The sequence below is a fragment of the Aquimarina sp. AD1 genome (assembly GCF_003443695.1).
Classification (GTDB): Bacteria; Bacteroidota; Bacteroidia; order Flavobacteriales; family Flavobacteriaceae; genus Aquimarina; species Aquimarina latercula.
This window is the reverse complement of record NZ_CP031966.1, coordinates 2,543,364-2,560,161: the sequence shown is the minus strand read 5'-3', so window position 1 is coordinate 2,560,161 and position 16,798 is coordinate 2,543,364. Positions and strand designations below refer to the sequence as shown.

Here is a 16,798-nt window from a genome sequence, read left to right as displayed (position 1 = left end):
TCAAGAATATTAATACTTGAATTTGGGATTTTTTATATTGAGTTTAGTGATTGAGGTAAATTCAATTATCTTTGCGGTTTACTATCCGTTTAATACTGTAATAATGAGTCAAGAAGTAAGTAAACGCTACGCTCAGCGTGGAGTTTCGGCATCTAAAGAAGATGTTCATAGTGCTATAAAGAACATAGATAAGGGTCTTTTTCCAAAAGCATTTTGTAAAATAGTTCCGGATTACCTTACTGGTGACGAGGATTATTGTTTGATAATGCATGCGGATGGAGCAGGTACCAAATCTTCTCTGGCTTATATGTATTGGAAGGAAACAGGAGATGTTTCTGTATGGAAAGGTATAGCTCAAGATGCTTTAATAATGAATATAGATGATTTATTATGTGTTGGAGCAACTGATAATATTATGTTGTCTTCTACTATTGGAAGAAATAAGAATTTGATTCCTGGAGAAGTAATTTCTGCAATTATTAATGGAACTGAGGAGTTATTAGAGGAATTAAAAGGTTTTGGAGTTACTATCCATTCTACTGGTGGAGAAACCGCTGATGTAGGGGACTTAGTGCGAACAATTATAGTAGACTCTACGGTAACAGCTCGTGTAAAGCGTAAAGATGTTATTGATAACGCTAATATAAAAGAAGGAGATGTGATAGTAGGTTTGGCTTCTTTTGGTCAAGCGACTTACGAAAAAGAATATAATGGCGGTATGGGGAGTAATGGTCTTACTTCTGCTCGTCATGATGTATTTCATAAGATTTTGGCGGAGAAATATCCTGAAAGTTTTGATGCTGCAGTACCTTCTGAATTGGTGTACTCTGGAAAAACAAACCTTACAGATGAGGTAAAAAACGCACCAATTGATGCTGGTAAATTAGTATTGTCTCCAACGAGAACTTATGCACCTATAATAAAAAGTATTTTATCTAAGTTTAATAGTTCGGACGTTCATGGAATGGTTCACTGTAGTGGAGGAGCTCAAACTAAAATTTTGCATTTTGTAGATAATTTACATATTATTAAAGATAATTTATTTGATGTACCTCCTTTATTTCAGTTAATCCAAGAAAATTCTGGTACGGATTGGAAAGAAATGTATCAAGTTTTTAATATGGGGCATCGAATGGAGTTATATGTATCTCCAGAAATTGCAGATGAAATTATTTCAATTTCAAAAAACTTTAATGTAGACGCTAAAATAGTTGGACGTGTTGAGGGATCAGATGAAAAGAAACTAACAATAAATAGCGAATTCGGAACATACACTTATAACTAAATTATATTGTTGGATTGTCCTATCTGTATAAAACAAGTATAAAACTTGTGAATACTAATTTTTCAAAATCTTTAAGGATTACCTGTTTAAAAATTCATTTTATCCCAATACTTGTTTCTAAGAAACTCTAATTTGGGTTGAATATATCGTATGCAAAACGGTTTTTTTGGGTCCTTCTTGTAGTAGTTGGTTAATTCTGTTCTCGAAGGTTTAAAAGAATTAAATTTTAAAACTTTTGTTATTAATCGATTTTGAAAATTTTCATTTAGTTGAATAATAATTGTTTCAATAATTGGCTTTTGTTCATTTTTGAAATAATAAATCGCACTTCGGTATTTTTCTCTAAAACTATGATTAGAGGTGCTTTTGTGTGTAAGTAAATGAATTTCAATTAAGTCCTTTAGACTTATTATTTCGGGTGAGAATACTATGATTACAGCTTCCGAAAAAGAGTTGTTGTTTCCAGTGCTTTTTATATAACCTTGTTCAACGGAGGTTATACCTTTTAAGGATTGAAAAACGGCTTCTGTACACCAGTGACATCCTCCACCTAGTCCTATTTTTAAATTACCCATTACATTCAAAAATCGTAATTTAATTTCTAATTATTATATTGAATTTTATAAAGTTATATTATGGGTAATCCAATTATTAAAGTTGAAAAGGGATTGATAGATGTTTTGTTAGAAATAATAATGCTAATTGGTTTGATTATTTTGATTTTAATTCCGTTGTTTTATTATAAGGACCTTCCAGAAATGATTCCAACTCATTTTAATGCAAAAGGAACTCCAGATGATTATAATTCTAAATCCATGATTTGGTTTCTTCCGATTATTGGTTTGTTTCTGGCGGCAGGTCTTTTTGTTTTAAATAAATCACCTCATGTTTTTAATTACCCTAAAGCATTTACTAAAGATAATGCATCTAAATATTACAGGAATAGTACGAGGCTTATTCGAGTGTTAAACCTAACTATTACCTGGACTTTCGTTTTTATTTTATATAAATCTGTTCAGGTTGCGTTAGGTCATTCTGAAAATTTAGGGATATGGTTTTTACCAGTTTTTCTAATTATTATTTTTGGTGCTATTATTTACTTCGCTTTAGGGGCAAGAAAAATATCTTAGATTTTCAAGAGTCTAGATGCTTGTATCTAGACTCTCGAATATAGAATTTAGTTGTTTTTCCTAGTTTATTATGATCCTAGTTCGTCATTGAACCGAACTGTTTTGGTTTCTGTTTCTTCTTCTTTTGTCTCTACAAGTTCAATTGTGTTCTCATCATTAAACTTTCCTTCTTTTTTTTGAAAAAAGATAGGTACAGGAATCATAGCTACCATAATAATGAATAGCAGTAAGACGATACGTCTCATAATTTTTTTTAACCTTTTCATTTTAGGAATAATGTAATATGTACTACCAGTTGTTGGTAATGGTGTAAATAATTGTTTTTTTTGGCTAAAAAGCCTTTAAAGAATGGGATTACCCTATATGAAAAGAATTTTCCTCAGAAGTGTAATTAGTGTTCTTAGGAAAGAATATTTTATGTTTTAAAGTTAAAGAAATAGTATTGTTAAATTCTTTACCCTTAACAATGTGGATGCTATTATGGAATCTTACTAAGAATTGTAAATCAGAATTATAATATCTAAATTTCTGGTCACTCTTTATGACTTTGTTGTAAGAAGTAGTTTTAAGATTATTTTCCTTAGAAGAAATTACTAATTCGATAGTATTTTCATAAGAAATTGGTTGGGTATAATTTGTATAGCCACCAATACCTAAGAAAAGTAAAAGTGTGATAAACCAACTAAAAAGTAGTTTGTGATTGTATGTGTACGAGCCTTTTAGCATTTGAAGGATAAAAATACAACTTTTTTATATTAATAATTATACCCCAGAATATTAAAAGTCAATATGACCTTTGGACAAAAAAACGTATTTTTGTAAATTCTACTTACAGGATAGATAGAACTATGATTGATAAATTAAATATTGTAAAGCAACGATTTGATGAGGTAACAGATCTTATTATTCAACCAGATATTATTTCTGATCGAAAAAGGTATGTGCAGCTCAATAAAGAATATAAAGATCTAAAAGCATTGATGGATGAGAGAGATCATTATATAGAGTTGACTGATAATAAGAAAGAAGCGGAAGAGATAATTGCAGATGGTAGCGATGCGGAAATGGTGGAGATGGCAAAAATGCAATTAGAAGAGGCCAAAGAAGAGTTACCAGCTTTAGAGGAAAAAATACGGTATATGCTAGTGCCTAAAGATCCAGAAGATGCTAAAAACTGCGTAGTGGAGATTCGTGCCGGAACGGGTGGTGATGAAGCAAGTATTTTTGCTGGTGATTTATTCAGAATGTATACCAAGTATTGTGAAGGTAAAGGATGGAGTACTAGTGTGGTAGATCTTAGTGAAGGAACTAGTGGAGGGTATAAAGAAATTATTTTTGAAGTAAATGGTGAGGATGCGTACGGAACAATGAAGTTCGAAGCAGGAGTACATCGTGTACAACGTGTTCCTCAGACGGAGACTCAAGGACGAGTGCATACTAGTGCAGCAACTGTTATGGTGTTGCCAGAAGCAGAAGAGTTTGATGTAGAGCTCGATATGACAGAAGTAAGAATTGAACGAACTACGTCTACAGGTCCTGGAGGACAATCTGTAAATACTACATATTCTGCGATTAAGTTGCATCACGAGCCAACAGGTATGATTGTTAGTTGTCAGGATCAGAAATCATCTCATAAAAACTTAGAAAAAGCTTTAAAAGTACTACGTTCTCGTTTATATGATATTGAATTAGAAAAGAAACAAGCTGCTGATTCAGAAAAACGTAAGAGTATGGTTTCTTCTGGTGATAGATCTGCAAAAATTAGAACATATAATTATCCGCAAGGTAGGGTAACTGATCATCGTATAGGATTAACTTTATACGATCTTGGTAATATTATTAATGGAGATATCCAGAAAATAATAGATGAGTTACAACTGGTAGAAAATACAGAGAAACTAAAAGAGTCTAACGAGGTATTCTAATCGAATAGAGTTGGGTGATATTTATGGGATTGAAAAAAGGTTGTGTAAAAATATTTGCACAACCTTTTTTCTGAATAATTTTGGTTAAAAAAAAATCGATCACTAGTCAATAAGAAATTGAATTATTATGTCCTGTTGGTAGCAAATGAAATTGTTTCCACTCTTTGACGTGTATTATTCGAACCTCCATCAGGCATATAGGCTCCATGCTTCCAATAAAAATTACCATCTAATCTACTCCAGTCAGAATCAAAACTAAAAGTGTTTCGGGCTCTTTCTCCAGTGTCTAGGTTGTCAATTCTTACATCTAGATTTCGTGAGCCATTAGGGGTCTCCATTCTAATTCTGTACCGATCATTTTGTCTGAATGGGATGGTTTCTGCAGCGGTTGTAGTACTAGATCCTGTAGGTGCATTCGTTCTTTGTAAGCGAATTCTTCCGTTTTCTGCCACTACAGTTGCATATGGTCTACGAGCGTCTCCATGATCATTATGTAGTTGTGCTAAAATAAGTTCGTGTCTGTTGTCATAACCTCTAACATCAAAGGTGAGATCTAATCGATTTCTACGATCCATATCAATATTGGTTTGATCTCTATATTCGGCTCTTCTTCTTTCATTACCATTTGGACACTGTAAGATTAATCGACTACCGTCAACATAAATGTAATCAGTGATGTCAAAACCATTGTCGTTAGGATCATCCTTATATTCGCGTTCATTCCAATTATGAGCTCCTCCACCATCATTGTCAACTTGAAAATCATCATTACTGGAGTAAGAACTATCAAAATCCCAAGGAGTATCAGAAGATGCTTTAGAGAGATTATTAAGATCGTTGTCTTCTGCAATATTGGTTATATCCGTATCCGATATAGCTTCTTCTTCACATGAAATAGCAGTCAATAAAAGAACAATGAGTACTGTTGGTTTAAATAATAAATTGATAATATTTCTTTTTTTGTAAATTAAAATTGTCATAATCGTAAAATTAGTAGTTATAATTTGTGTTATATTTATTTGGTTAACCAAATTATATATTGGTCAACCAAAAACAATAAAAAAAATGTTAATTTCACGCTTTTAATGTATTTATTAACAATAATTAACTAATAAACTTGTAAAACACATGGTGTAGATGGTTTTTTTTGAGAATATCAAATATTTGAATATTAGTTTATAACAAGGTAACTCAGTTGAATATGTTTCTGTGTATATGTAATTTTATGCATATTGTTTCTTCTGGCGACAAATCTGCAAAAATTAGAACATGTAATTATTTATAAAGTAGGATAACCGATCATCGAATAAGATTAATTTTATATGATCTTGGTAATATTGTTAATAGAAATATCCGTAAAATAATAGACGAATTATAATTCGTAGAAAGTAGAGAGAAACTAAAAGAATCTAATGAGGTTTTTAAATAGAATAACCTAGTTATTACTCTCTTTTTTATAAATGGCGTGTTTTTTATTTTAAAGTATATGACTTTGCGTCTTCTTTAATTTTCTTAGCTGTTACTACAAAATAGAGTCCAACTAATATAAAAGGTATGCTTAGCCACTGGCCAGTAGAAAGTATTCCGTTAGGTCCATCTCCAAATCCATCCTGGCTTGTTTTTACATATTCTACAATAAAACGAACAATGAATATAAGCATCATATACATTCCAAATAAAAACCCTCTGTTGTTTCGTTTGTCTGTTTTCCAGTATAATAGCCAAAGTATTAATGATACAAAAATATATCCAAATGCTTCGTATAATTGAGCGGGGTGACGATATGGAATTGCTTCTAGTAGATTAGCAAATTTAGGATTGTTTACAATAGCGGAGTACGCTTCATTAATATTTTTAATTCCTGTTTCTCTTACAACTTCTCCTTTGCTTAAACCATCCCTTATAAACTTTACTCCAAAGGCAGATTCTTCGGAAGGTTCTCCGATAATTTCTGAATTAAAAAAGTTTCCTAGTCGAACAAAAATTCCTCCGAAAGCTGCCGGAATCGTTACCCTGTCCATAATCCATAAAGGATGTTTTTTTAAAACATTTTTAGAGTAATAATACATAGCTATAATAAATGCTATAGCTGCCCCGTGACTTGCAAGTCCTCTAAATCCTATAAATTCAAATGTTGGATTGAATTTAAAAGGTAAAATGATTTCTAGTAAATTATTTCTGTAATAATCCCAATCATAAAAGAATACATGACCTAATCGAGCTCCTAATAAAGTACCTATGACTGCATAGATAAATACAGAATCTAGTTTTTCCATTGAAATTTTTTCACGGATATATATTTTCTTCATTAAATACCATCCTAATGAAAAAGCAACTACAAACATCAGGCTGTAAAAACGAATAACAAAAAAACCAAGATCAAATCCTTCTATAGGATTCCATACTATTTTAGAGAATATCATGTGGAAAATTATTTTTCTAGGGTAAATATAGGTATTTAATTGAACTCAAAATTATAAATAAAACATTAATGAGATAAACAGGTGTGGGGATAAGTTTAACTTTTCTTTTTTTCTTTGGTGTCGGCATCCGGAACTGGGTCATATCCACTACCTCCCCACGGGTGACAACTAAAAATACGTTTTATGGCTAGTTTTCCACCTTTAAACAATCCATGCTTTTCTAGTGCCTCTACAGTGTAATGCGAGCAAGTAGGTTGATAACGACAGGTAGCAGGAGTTAAAGGTGAAATTACATGTTGGTATAATTTCACAACTCCAATAAATGGTAGTATTAAAACCTTTTTTAAGGTTAAATTTGAACCCAAAATAAAATATTAAATTAATTTAGAGTAAAAGTAGTTCCCTCACGGCCATCCTTTAGTTGAATTCCCATAGCTAATAACTCGTCTCTGATTTTATCACTAGTTGCAAAATCTTTATTTGCTCTTGCTTCTGCTCTTAGATGAATTAATAATTCAACCGTACTAGAAAGTTTATCGCTAATATCGGAAGAAGCTTCGTTAACATTTACCAATCCTAAAACATCGAATACTAGTTCACTTATTTTAGTTTTTAGCATTTCATAATCTTCTTTTGATACAGAAGATTTTTCTTCTTTTATTGAATTAATGAATTTTACCGCTTCAAAAAGTTTAGCAATTAGAATGGGACTATTAAAGTCATCGTTCATAGCAGCATAACATTCTGTTACCCAATTCTGAACATGAAATCCTTCTGTAGTGTCACCTATTTTTAGATTTTCTAAAGTTTCAATTGCCTCCATGAGTCGATAAAAACCCTTTTCTGAAGCTTCTAGAGCATCATTAGAAAAATCTAAGATACTTCGATAGTGCGCTTGAAGCATGAAAAATCTAGCAACGCTAGGGGCGAAAGCTTTGTTAAGTTTGTCGCTTTCTCCATTAAAAATTTCAGCTGGCGATAAGATGTTTCCTGTTGATTTAGACATCTTTTTACCATCGAGAGTTAACATATTAGCGTGCATCCAGTAATTTACAGGACTAACACCACAAGCTGCTTCTCCTTGGGCGATTTCACATTCATGGTGTGGAAACTTAAGGTCCATTCCGCCTCCGTGAATATCAAATTTTTCGCCTAGATATTTAGTACTCATTACCGTACATTCTAGATGCCATCCAGGAAAACCATCACTCCAAGGAGATGGCCATCGCATAATATGCTCCGGTTCTGCTTTTTTCCATAAAGCAAAATCCTGAGGGTTTTTTTTATCACTTTGTGCAGTTAATTCTCTGGTATTAGGAATCATATCTTCAAGATTACGACCACTTAATTTTCCGTAATCATTAGTTTCATTGAATTTTTTAACATCAAAATATACAGAGCCATTCGTTACGTATGCAAAACCATTATCAATTATGGATTTAATCATTTCAATTTGTTCAACAATATGACCTGTAGCAGTTGGTTCTATGCTAGGAGGTATGTTGTTAAATTTCGCTAAAATGTTATGGAAATCTAAAGTGTATCGCTGCACTATTTCCATAGGTTCTAATTGTTCTAATCTTGCTTTTTTAGAAACTTTGTCTTCTCCTTCGTCTGCATCATTCTCTAAATGTCCTGCGTCTGTTATATTTCGAACATAACGCACCTTAAACCCTAAATGTTTAAGATATCTGTAAACCAAATCAAAAGAAATAAAAGTTCGACAATTTCCTAAATGTACATTACTATAAACGGTTGGGCCACAAACATACATTCCAATATTACCTTCAGTAATTGGAATGAATTCTTCTTTTTGACCCGAAATTGAGTTGTAAATTTTTAGTTTTTGAGTTTTGTACAATGGAGCTATTGCCATGATTTTAATGAGTTCTTGTGATTATTGATTGAATAAATATAAAATTAAAACGTGGTGTCTAATTTAATGTAGTCTAGGAATTCTCTGCGTACAGCTTGATCTTTAAATTTCCCTCCAAATTCGCTAGTTACTGTGCTGCTTTCGATATCTCTTATTCCTCTAGAATTTACGCATAGATGTTTTGCATCTATTACACAAGCAACATCTTTGGTATTTAGGACTACCTGAAGATCCTGAACAATTTGCATAGTTAAACGTTCTTGTACTTGAGGGCGTTTTGCATAATAATCTACTATTCGATTCATTTTAGATAATCCCACAACCGTTCCGTTAGAAATATATGCTACGTGAGCTCTTCCTATAATTGGGAGTAAGTGATGTTCGCAAGTAGAATATACTGTGATATTCTTTTCTACTAGCATCTCTCCATATTTGTAGTTGTTGTCAAAGGTAGAAGCCTCTGGTTTTCTTTGTGGATGCAAACCAGAAAAAATTTCATTCACAAACATTTTCGCAACTCGTTGGGGAGTTCCTTTAAGACTATCATCATCAAGGTCTAATCCCAAAGTTTCCATAATATGCTTTACATCTTCTCTAATTAAAGCGATTTTTTCTTTATCGCTTAATTTAAATGCATCTTCTCTAAGAGGAGTTGTTGCGCTAGTAGCTACATGATTATCACCTAGCGCTTCAATAGCTTCAAGGGCCTTGTCTATCTTCACAAGTTCAAAATTTTATTATTATCAAATAAAAAGAATTATGAGTAGAAACATCAATAAATTAAATTACTAATTATTACTTTTCAATCAGTATTTTCTATTCAAAATTGAAAGTAAAATTATTTACAATTCCAACGTATTCTTTTTCTAAATTTCCTACAGTTTTAGTGTTGATTCTTATCAATAAATCTAAGTGATTTCTCGAAATCGAATAAAATCAACTATAAACAGGCTGCAAAGATACGATTTTGTCTTTTTACTTAGTGAAAGCTATGTTAACAATTATAAATAATATGATACTTTTATACCCACTATATATTAAAATTAGTAAATTTAATTCCTACACAAGAAAATAGACGAACCTACGTTATATAAAACATGACAAAATTACTACCTCAAATCTTATTATTGTCTGTACTGTTTTTTTTTAATAGTGCACTAACAAACGCGCAGGACTTTGATGTTGCCTGTAGAAACGCTCAGCCATTCTGTTCAGATGCTTCTTTAGAACTAACATTTCCCAATACAATTGGTGATATTGATGGGTTAGGAGAAGTTGGATGTTTAAACACTACGCCAAATCCTTCTTGGTACTTTTTGCTTATTGATGAATCCGGAGAACTGGTTTTTGATATAAGACAATGGATGGATACCGATGGGGATAATCGTTTGGATCGTGATGAAAGACAGCTTGATGTTGATTTTATTGCATGGGGGCCTTTTCAAACTTCTTTCATTATTAATTGCGATGACGAGTTGTCAAGAGGGTGTGATCTTAATGGAGATGGAGATAATATTCGGCCAGCGGAATGCGTAAATAATGCTGATGAACCTGATTTTTATATCGATGATGAAGATAATACAAACATTGTAGATTGTAGTTATGCGAGAACATCAGATGATAATTTTATAGAAACATTTACAATACCAAATGCTCAGACAGGAGAATTTTACATAGTATTGATTACTAATTTTTCTGATGAAGCTGGAGTAATACAATTAGAGCAGACAAATCTTGGAGAAGATGGAGCAGGAACAACCGATTGCAGTGTGCTAGAGCCAGGTATACCTCAGGATAGGATTGCTACTTGTGGAGAGTTTCCTTTAACAATAGAAGGAAGGTTTCCTGCAAGTACTGGACCTCCAGCTGTACCTGCTGCGGAAACTTTTCAATGGTCTAGAGCGGATTTAGGAGATACAAATTTTGTGGATATTCCAGGTGCTACTTTTCCTTTTTACGATAATGTTACTTCTAACGGGATTTATAGATTAAGAGGTTTTGATGCCAGCGGTATAGAAGTGCCAGATTCTCCTGATCAAGTTTCTGTGTTAGATGTTTCTCAAATTACATTTCAGGTTGGGTATACCATTACAGAAGAATCGTTTGCGGGGAGTTATACTATAACGGCAGAAATATCTACGGACCCAATCGTAGAGGCGGAAGGATTTACTGATTTTGAATATCGATTAGATAGAGATGTAAATATGGATGGTAATTTTGTAGAATCTAGGCCTTACCAATCTTCGCCAATATTTGAAGGGGTCCCTCCTGGGGATTATCGTATCGTTGCTAGATATGTTAATTGTCCAGATAATGAAAGAACATCTGTTGATATTATGATCTTAGGGTATCCTAAATATTTTACTCCTAATGGAGATGGTTTTCATGAAACATGGAATTTAATCAATCCAGAAGATCAACCTACTCCCGCATTGGTTTATATATTTGATAGACATGGAAAATTGTTGAAACAATTGAATCCAACTGGAGCTGGGTGGGATGGTACTTATAATGGAAATTTAATGCCTTCTTCGCAGTATTGGTTTAGGGTGGAGTTTAATGAACAGTCCGATCGTGATCCGAATAGAGGGAGAAGGGTGTTTGCAGGTAGTTTTTCTTTAATTAGATAATTTAGAATAGATTTATTTTTGTAAACTTTTAGGATTAAAAAAGGTTTTTAAATGTAGTCTATTGATATAATAATTTTGGTTACTACACTATTCCGGTTTTATTATATTATTTGTTAGGGTTTCTTGTAGTATGATTGTTTTTATATAAGAAGCCTTGGATTTTAGAAACAAAGCTATTTTATCATTTATTTTAAAGACTGGTAATGAGTAAAAGAATACCTGTATCGATATTATTTTTGTCATTTTTCATTTATACAAATTTTAGTATAGCGCAAGGTTCTGTTTGTGCTGATTCTATAGGGGATAATGGTGCTGATCCTTTTTGTAGTACTACTGGTATTGTTTTCCCGAATTGTAATAGTACTAATAGTAGCTGTGTAAATAGCTCTGAAATTGGTCCTAATTATGGGTGTTTAACTACACAACCTTTCCCTGCTTGGTATTATTTGCAGATAGATGATACAGGAGCATTGACTTTTCGCATTTCGCAATCTACTAATGAAGATGGAACTGGTACCCAATTAGATGTGGATTTTATATGTTATGGACCTTTTGCGGACCCTGTTTCTCCTTGTACTGCTGAGCTAACAGCAGGTAATACTGTTGATTGTAGTTATTCGCCAGACGCAGTAGAAGCGATGAATATTCCAGCTGCAACTGCTGGAGAGTTTTATCTTGTATTGATTACTAATTTTTCAGAGCAACCTGGTTTTATAAATTTTCAGCAAACTGGGGGTACAGGTTCTACAGACTGTTCTATACTAGAAGCAGCGCTAGGGCCTAATCAGGATATTTGCGGTTCAGACCCTGTCGTGTTGGATGGTACATCAGATGGAGCTATCAGATATGAATGGTCTGTTTATAATGAGACTACCATGGTATTTGATATTATTTCGGGTGAAATTAGTCCGACATATACAGTTACAACATCAGGGAGATATCAATTGCTTATTGAAGATGTTGATGGTAATACAGAAGTTGATGAGGTTGTGATTACATTTTATACTCCTCCTATTATTGCAAATACACCTCAGAATTTATCGGCTTGTGATGATGATGAAAATGGAATTGAAACTTTTGATCTTACTCAGAATACATCTGTTATTTTAGGTGCTCAAGATCCAACTGAATTTACAGTGACGTATCACTTTACGCAGGAAGATGCGGAAAATTATACAGGCGCAGCAGGTGATAATATTATTACCGATCCAGATAATTTTGTAAATACTGTAGCAGACCAAGTTGTATGGGCTAGAATAGGTGGAACGAATCAAATATGTTTCGAAATAACTTCTTTTATGTTGAGGGTATATGAGAATCCTGTAGCGAATGTTCCTATGGATATAGAATTATGTGATAATGTATTGGATGGTAATGATACTAACGGTGTTGTAGAATTTGATCTTTCTAATATTGCATCAGAAGTTCTGGGAACTCAGAATTCTGCAGGTTTTTTAGTTTCTTTATATGCATCTCAAGCTGATGCGGATGCTGGTGTTTTAGGGACAGAATTACCTAATAATTATACTAATATAGCTAATCCTCAAACTATATATGCGCGAATTGAAAATGTTTCTGAACAAAGTTGTTATGAGACTACAAGCTTTCAATTGATAGTTAACCCCCTTCCAGTGGTAGTGCCAGTAGTATCCTTATTACAGTGTGATGATGATACTGATGGTATTTCGTTATTTAATTTGTCAGAAGCAAACACGCTAATTTCTTCAAATGCTGCTAATGAGTTCTTTTCGTATTATCTTACCGAGACTGCAGCAATAAATGCTGATCCTGCGGATCAAATTATTAACTTTACTACGTATCCTAATCCCATTCCGATAAATAGTACAGTGTTTTCAAGGATAGAAACTGATAAGGGATGTTTTAGAACGGCCCAGGTAGATCTAGTAGTATCTGCAACGCAGATTCCTGCAGGTTTTGGATTATCTTATAGAACTTGTGATAATATCGATGTAGATAATGATGACGCTAACGGGATTGCTACTTTTGATTTTAGTGATGCTACAAGTCAAGTTACCGCGCTATATCCTTCAGGACAAAATTTAGTCATTACATATTATGAAAATTTAGCAGATGCCTTAGCAGAGGAGAATGCAATCGTAGATCCGACGAATCATAGAAATGATGCATCACCTTTTATTCAAAATTTATATGTACGAGTTGATGATGGTACTAATAACGGATGTCTGGGTTTAGGACAACATATTCAGCTAGAGGTTGTAGGGTTACCTGAAAATAATTCAGTAACTGATTTTGTTTTATGTAGTGATGATCCTAATCAAGCAACTTTTGATTTAACAGAAAAAGATGTCGAAGTGATTGGTTTTCAAGCGGGAGCATTATTAGTTAGCTACCATAGAACACAGAATGAAGCTATAAATAATACAGGACAGATTACAGGTGCGTTTATGAATGAGTCTAACCCGCAAACAATATGGGTAAGAGTACAATCAGATGATAATAATAATGGAGCTGCAGATGTTGATGAGTGTTTTAGGTCTACAATTTCATTCGATTTAGAAGTACTGCATAATCCAGAATTAATTAATCCTGATCCTATTAGTTTATGCAGTGATCAGGTTGATACTGTTTATAACTTAACCCTTAGAGAAGACCAGATTACAGGAGGTGCTACCAATATTGTTTTATCATATTATGAGTCCCAAAACGATGTAGATAACGATAATGTTATTCCTAACCCTGCTTCTTACCTGAGCACTACATTAACTAGAGATTTAATAGTTGTGGGTAGAGATACAGATAATAGTTGTTTTTCTAGTGTAACATTGCAATTACGTACTACATTGTATGATGATTTTGATTTGTCTCCAACTTCATTGGAAACTTGTGAATCAGATCAAGAGGGTGTGGGGATTTTTGATCTTACTTTGACGGTACAAGACATTCTTAATTTAAATGATGCAGACATATCTAATGATTTGAGTATTTCTGATTATGATATTGATTATTATGAGTCGATGCAAGATGCTGAATTAGGTAATACTAATACAATTTCATCTCCTTCAGCATATCAGAACGTACAAATATTTAATCAAGTGGTTTATGTGCGTGTTGATCCATTAGCGATGGGTAATGATTGTTTTAGGGTGATTCCAGTTCAGTTGATTGTTAATGCACTTCCTGACTTTACTTTAGAAGAGGAGTATGTACTTTGTTTAGAAAATGATGGTGTGATTATTAACTTGATTCCAACAGATGTGATCGATACAAACTTAGATGATACTGTTTATGATTTTCAATGGTATGTTGGAGCTACAGCAGCAACAGGAAATGAGATTCCAGGAGAGATCGAACCTACTTATAATCCCACGACTGCGGGTCAGTATGCTGTATTAGTCACTAATAATAGTACAATGTGTGTTTCGGTAGTAGTAACAACGGTTGTAGAGTCATATCCACCTCAAATAGAAGATTTTACTGTAGAATTGCTTTCTGGTGCTTTTTCTGATAATGCTACTATTGAGGTAATGGTAGATTCTGATGCAATAGGGGATTATGAATATAGATTAGATACTAGCGATTGGCAATCTTCTCCGGTTTTTACTAGAGTGACTAGAGGAGAACATTTTGTGTATGTAAGAGATGTTTTTATGTGTGGCGAAATTGAACTTCCAGTAGAATTTGTGGTTGATTACCCAAGGTACTTTACGCCTAACGGAGATGGTTTTCACGAGAGTTGGGGGATTGTAGGGAACGATAATGTTCAGATTAATGGAATTCTAATTTTTAATAGATCAGGAAAACTTTTAAAGGATCTGGGGTCTTTAGGTACGTGGGATGGAACTTATAATGGAAATCTGTTACCATCAAGTGAGTATTGGTTTAAAGTGAGGTATACAGAAAATGGTGTTATGAAAGAATTTAACGCTAGTTTTTCTTTAATAAGATAGAGGATAATATACAGGAAAAACAAAAAAGGAGTGATGAACATCAACTCCTTTTTTGCTTTTAAAGCGACTTATTTTTTTTATAAATTTAAACTTAAGGTGAAAGTTAGGTTATCTCTGTAACTTTCTACTGTTGCAAAATTTGTGAAAGATGTATTTGGATAAAATTGTTCAATACGCTCCTGTTCTGAATAGTCATATGCGACATCAAATTTTACTTTCCCGAAGTTATAACCAATACCCATAGAGAGTCCAGTTCTATCTCCCAGAATGAATTCATTTTCATATGGACTTTCTTCATAGCTATAACCACCTCTAAAGCTCCAGTTGCCATTTCTTAATTCTCCTCCTATTCTAAGGGTAGAAGCTCCTTGTAAACTATTTTCAATTTGTCTATTTATATCAGAAAAATTCACGCCTTCATCAGAATCAAATTCGGTAGATGAATAATCTTTATATGAATAATCTAAACTAATTAACCCACGTTTTCCAAAAAGAACCGCAATACTTCCAGTTGCTTTTGCTGGAGTACGTAATTGATATTCTGGAAATATGTTTATTACGTTAGGATCTAAATTAATTCTTCCATTTACTCCGTCGGTAACTACTCTTTGCGTTGTTTCTTCTTCGATATAATACCAAGTTGGAGATTCTAAAGAAGCACCTAGTCTAAGCATGTGTGAAACCTTTAGTATTCCTCCTACTTGTGCAGAGAAGCCTGCTCCAATAGTAGATAGCCTATTTGTAAAAATAATTTCATTAACCACACTTCCTGTATTATTATTGAATTCGTCAAACCTCGTGATTTTATCATAGTTAATAAAGTGCGAATTAAGGTTAACTCCAACATAAAATCTATCGTTTATTTGGGCTCCTCCATTAATGGTGAATTTCCCATTTAAACCTGTACTTTCGTAATAGTAATCCTGGTCAAAAACTCCTGGAGCTACATTTGAGAAATATGATGTGTTATTGGAGTCTGTAAGATCATTTCCTTCGATAATAAATGATTCGTGACCAAGAAATGCTTGTTGAGCTCCATAACCTTCTGTTTCTCCTAAAAAACTGTAAAGATCGTCTGGACTTTCTCCTGCTCTAGGGGTTAATAAATCGAGAGGAATGCCTTGCGCTTCTGCTAGAAAAAAATTATCGATTGAATTGTTGCTTCTTCCGAAAGCAAATAGTTCTTCGGCAAAATCTGTAGTTTGATCATATGCAATACCTAATGATACCTTGTTAAGGATAGTTGATTCATTACGGTTATTGTATATGAATACAGCACCTATCTGATTAAAGTTAAAATTAGAAGATGATGTTTCGCTAAAACCATCAAAATAATTTGTATCATTTTGGATATTTGACGAGGATAATGTTATTGAACCAGAGGAACCTAAAAAGACTGCTGATCCTGCAGGATTTATTTGTAATGCAGACATATCTCCTCCTAAAGCACCAAATGCGCCACTCATTCCTCTAAAACGTGCAGTACCTAAAATTTCTTGTTGAGAATATCTTACTGCATCTGTAATATCTTGGGCATTTATGAAGGATAGAGATAATAGACCAACGAATAAAAATATCTTTTTCATATATGTTGCAATAT

General features: G+C 33.2%; 14 protein-coding genes and 1 pseudogene. 6 read left to right on the top strand and 9 right to left on the bottom strand.

The genetic code is table 11. The features are described 5' to 3' along the window. Window positions 1–103 precede the first annotated feature (103 nt). A complete protein-coding gene (locus D1815_RS11330) occupies window positions 104–1,285 on the top strand; it encodes an AIR synthase related protein (protein ID WP_118387033.1) in 1,182 nt (393 codons plus the stop codon). Window positions 1,286–1,371: 86 nt separating this feature from the next. On the opposite strand, the gene D1815_RS11325 is transcribed toward D1815_RS11330, so the two are convergent. Continuing rightward, on the bottom strand, window positions 1,372–1,860 hold the full coding sequence (locus D1815_RS11325) for a peptide-methionine (S)-S-oxide reductase (RefSeq protein WP_118387031.1): 489 nt from the start codon (window positions 1,858–1,860) through the stop codon (window positions 1,372–1,374). 60 nt (window positions 1,861–1,920) lie between these two features. Here D1815_RS11325 and D1815_RS11320 point away from each other — a divergent pair, with 60 nt between their 5' ends. Continuing rightward, complete coding sequence (locus tag D1815_RS11320; RefSeq protein WP_118387029.1) at window positions 1,921–2,415, top strand: DUF1648 domain-containing protein; 495 nt, start codon at window positions 1,921–1,923, stop codon at window positions 2,413–2,415. 68 nt (window positions 2,416–2,483) lie between these two features. Here D1815_RS11320 and D1815_RS23640 read toward each other — a convergent pair whose 3' ends face one another. Both D1815_RS23640 and D1815_RS11315 read right to left on the bottom strand, forming a co-directional pair. Next, complete coding sequence (locus D1815_RS23640) at window positions 2,484–2,660, bottom strand: hypothetical protein (RefSeq protein ID WP_158594415.1); 177 nt, start codon at window positions 2,658–2,660, stop codon at window positions 2,484–2,486. A gap of 109 nt (window positions 2,661–2,769) precedes the next feature. After that, a complete protein-coding gene (locus tag D1815_RS11315; RefSeq protein WP_118387027.1) occupies window positions 2,770–3,141 on the bottom strand; it encodes a hypothetical protein in 372 nt (123 codons plus the stop codon). Window positions 3,142–3,263: 122 nt separating this feature from the next. On the opposite strand from D1815_RS11315, the gene prfA reads away from it, so the two are divergent. Further along, window positions 3,264–4,340, top strand: a complete 1,077-nt coding sequence (prfA, locus tag D1815_RS11310; RefSeq protein WP_027392420.1) for a peptide chain release factor 1 — start codon at window positions 3,264–3,266, stop codon at window positions 4,338–4,340. Between the two features lie 125 nt (window positions 4,341–4,465). On the opposite strand, the gene D1815_RS11305 is transcribed toward prfA, so the two are convergent. Further along, a complete protein-coding gene (locus D1815_RS11305; protein ID WP_118387025.1) occupies window positions 4,466–5,320 on the bottom strand; it encodes a polysaccharide lyase family 7 protein in 855 nt (284 codons plus the stop codon). A 251-nt stretch (window positions 5,321–5,571) separates the two neighbouring features. Here D1815_RS11305 and D1815_RS23920 point away from each other — a divergent pair. Then, window positions 5,572–5,718, top strand: a pseudogene (locus tag D1815_RS23920) (peptide chain release factor 1); the annotation flags it as partial. Between the two features lie 94 nt (window positions 5,719–5,812). Here D1815_RS23920 and lgt read toward each other — a convergent pair. The 4 genes from lgt to folE form a co-directional block, all read right to left on the bottom strand. Beyond that, complete coding sequence (lgt, locus tag D1815_RS11295) at window positions 5,813–6,763, bottom strand: prolipoprotein diacylglyceryl transferase (protein WP_118387023.1); 951 nt, start codon at window positions 6,761–6,763, stop codon at window positions 5,813–5,815. Between the two features lie 95 nt (window positions 6,764–6,858). Beyond that, window positions 6,859–7,128, bottom strand: a complete 270-nt coding sequence (yidD, locus tag D1815_RS11290) for a membrane protein insertion efficiency factor YidD (RefSeq protein ID WP_027392417.1) — start codon at window positions 7,126–7,128, stop codon at window positions 6,859–6,861. A gap of 14 nt (window positions 7,129–7,142) precedes the next feature. Further along, window positions 7,143–8,639 (bottom strand): cysteine--tRNA ligase, encoded by a 1,497-nt coding sequence (gene cysS / locus D1815_RS11285; protein WP_118387021.1) that lies wholly within the window; start codon window positions 8,637–8,639, stop codon window positions 7,143–7,145. Window positions 8,640–8,683: 44 nt separating this feature from the next. Then, a complete protein-coding gene (gene folE, locus D1815_RS11280; protein WP_027392415.1) occupies window positions 8,684–9,361 on the bottom strand; it encodes a GTP cyclohydrolase I FolE in 678 nt (225 codons plus the stop codon). Between the two features lie 375 nt (window positions 9,362–9,736). Here folE and D1815_RS11275 point away from each other — a divergent pair, with 375 nt between their 5' ends. Beyond that, a complete protein-coding gene (locus tag D1815_RS11275) occupies window positions 9,737–11,269 on the top strand; it encodes a T9SS type B sorting domain-containing protein (protein ID WP_233557506.1) in 1,533 nt (510 codons plus the stop codon). A gap of 203 nt (window positions 11,270–11,472) precedes the next feature. After that, window positions 11,473–15,198 (top strand): T9SS type B sorting domain-containing protein, encoded by a 3,726-nt coding sequence (locus D1815_RS11270; RefSeq protein ID WP_118387019.1) that lies wholly within the window; start codon window positions 11,473–11,475, stop codon window positions 15,196–15,198. A 77-nt stretch (window positions 15,199–15,275) separates the two neighbouring features. Here D1815_RS11270 and D1815_RS11265 read toward each other — a convergent pair whose 3' ends face one another. After that, the gene (locus D1815_RS11265; protein ID WP_118387017.1) at window positions 15,276–16,784 is read right to left on the bottom strand and encodes an OmpP1/FadL family transporter; all 1,509 of its coding nucleotides are present in this window, start codon (window positions 16,782–16,784) and stop codon (window positions 15,276–15,278) included. Window positions 16,785–16,798 lie beyond the last annotated feature (14 nt).

Excerpts from the sequence above, each read along its gene's own strand:
- D1815_RS11330 (WP_118387033.1), top strand. The coding sequence starts at position 104 with ATGAGTCAAGAAGTAAGTAAACGCTACGCTCAGCGTGGAGTTTCGGCA.
- D1815_RS11325 (WP_118387031.1), bottom strand. The coding sequence starts at position 1,860 with ATGGGTAATTTAAAAATAGGACTAGGTGGAGGATGTCACTGGTGTACA.
- D1815_RS11320 (WP_118387029.1), top strand. The coding sequence starts at position 1,921 with ATGGGTAATCCAATTATTAAAGTTGAAAAGGGATTGATAGATGTTTTG.
- D1815_RS23640 (WP_158594415.1), bottom strand. The coding sequence starts at position 2,660 with ATGAGACGTATCGTCTTACTGCTATTCATTATTATGGTAGCTATGATT.
- D1815_RS11315 (WP_118387027.1), bottom strand. The coding sequence starts at position 3,141 with ATGCTAAAAGGCTCGTACACATACAATCACAAACTACTTTTTAGTTGG.
- prfA (WP_027392420.1), top strand. The coding sequence starts at position 3,264 with ATGATTGATAAATTAAATATTGTAAAGCAACGATTTGATGAGGTAACA.
- D1815_RS11305 (WP_118387025.1), bottom strand. The coding sequence starts at position 5,320 with ATGACAATTTTAATTTACAAAAAAAGAAATATTATCAATTTATTATTT.
- lgt (WP_118387023.1), bottom strand. The coding sequence starts at position 6,763 with ATGATATTCTCTAAAATAGTATGGAATCCTATAGAAGGATTTGATCTT.
- cysS (WP_118387021.1), bottom strand. The coding sequence starts at position 8,639 with ATGGCAATAGCTCCATTGTACAAAACTCAAAAACTAAAAATTTACAAC.
- D1815_RS11275 (WP_233557506.1), top strand. The coding sequence starts at position 9,737 with ATGACAAAATTACTACCTCAAATCTTATTATTGTCTGTACTGTTTTTT.
- D1815_RS11270 (WP_118387019.1), top strand. The coding sequence starts at position 11,473 with ATGAGTAAAAGAATACCTGTATCGATATTATTTTTGTCATTTTTCATT.
- D1815_RS11265 (WP_118387017.1), bottom strand. The coding sequence starts at position 16,784 with ATGAAAAAGATATTTTTATTCGTTGGTCTATTATCTCTATCCTTCATA.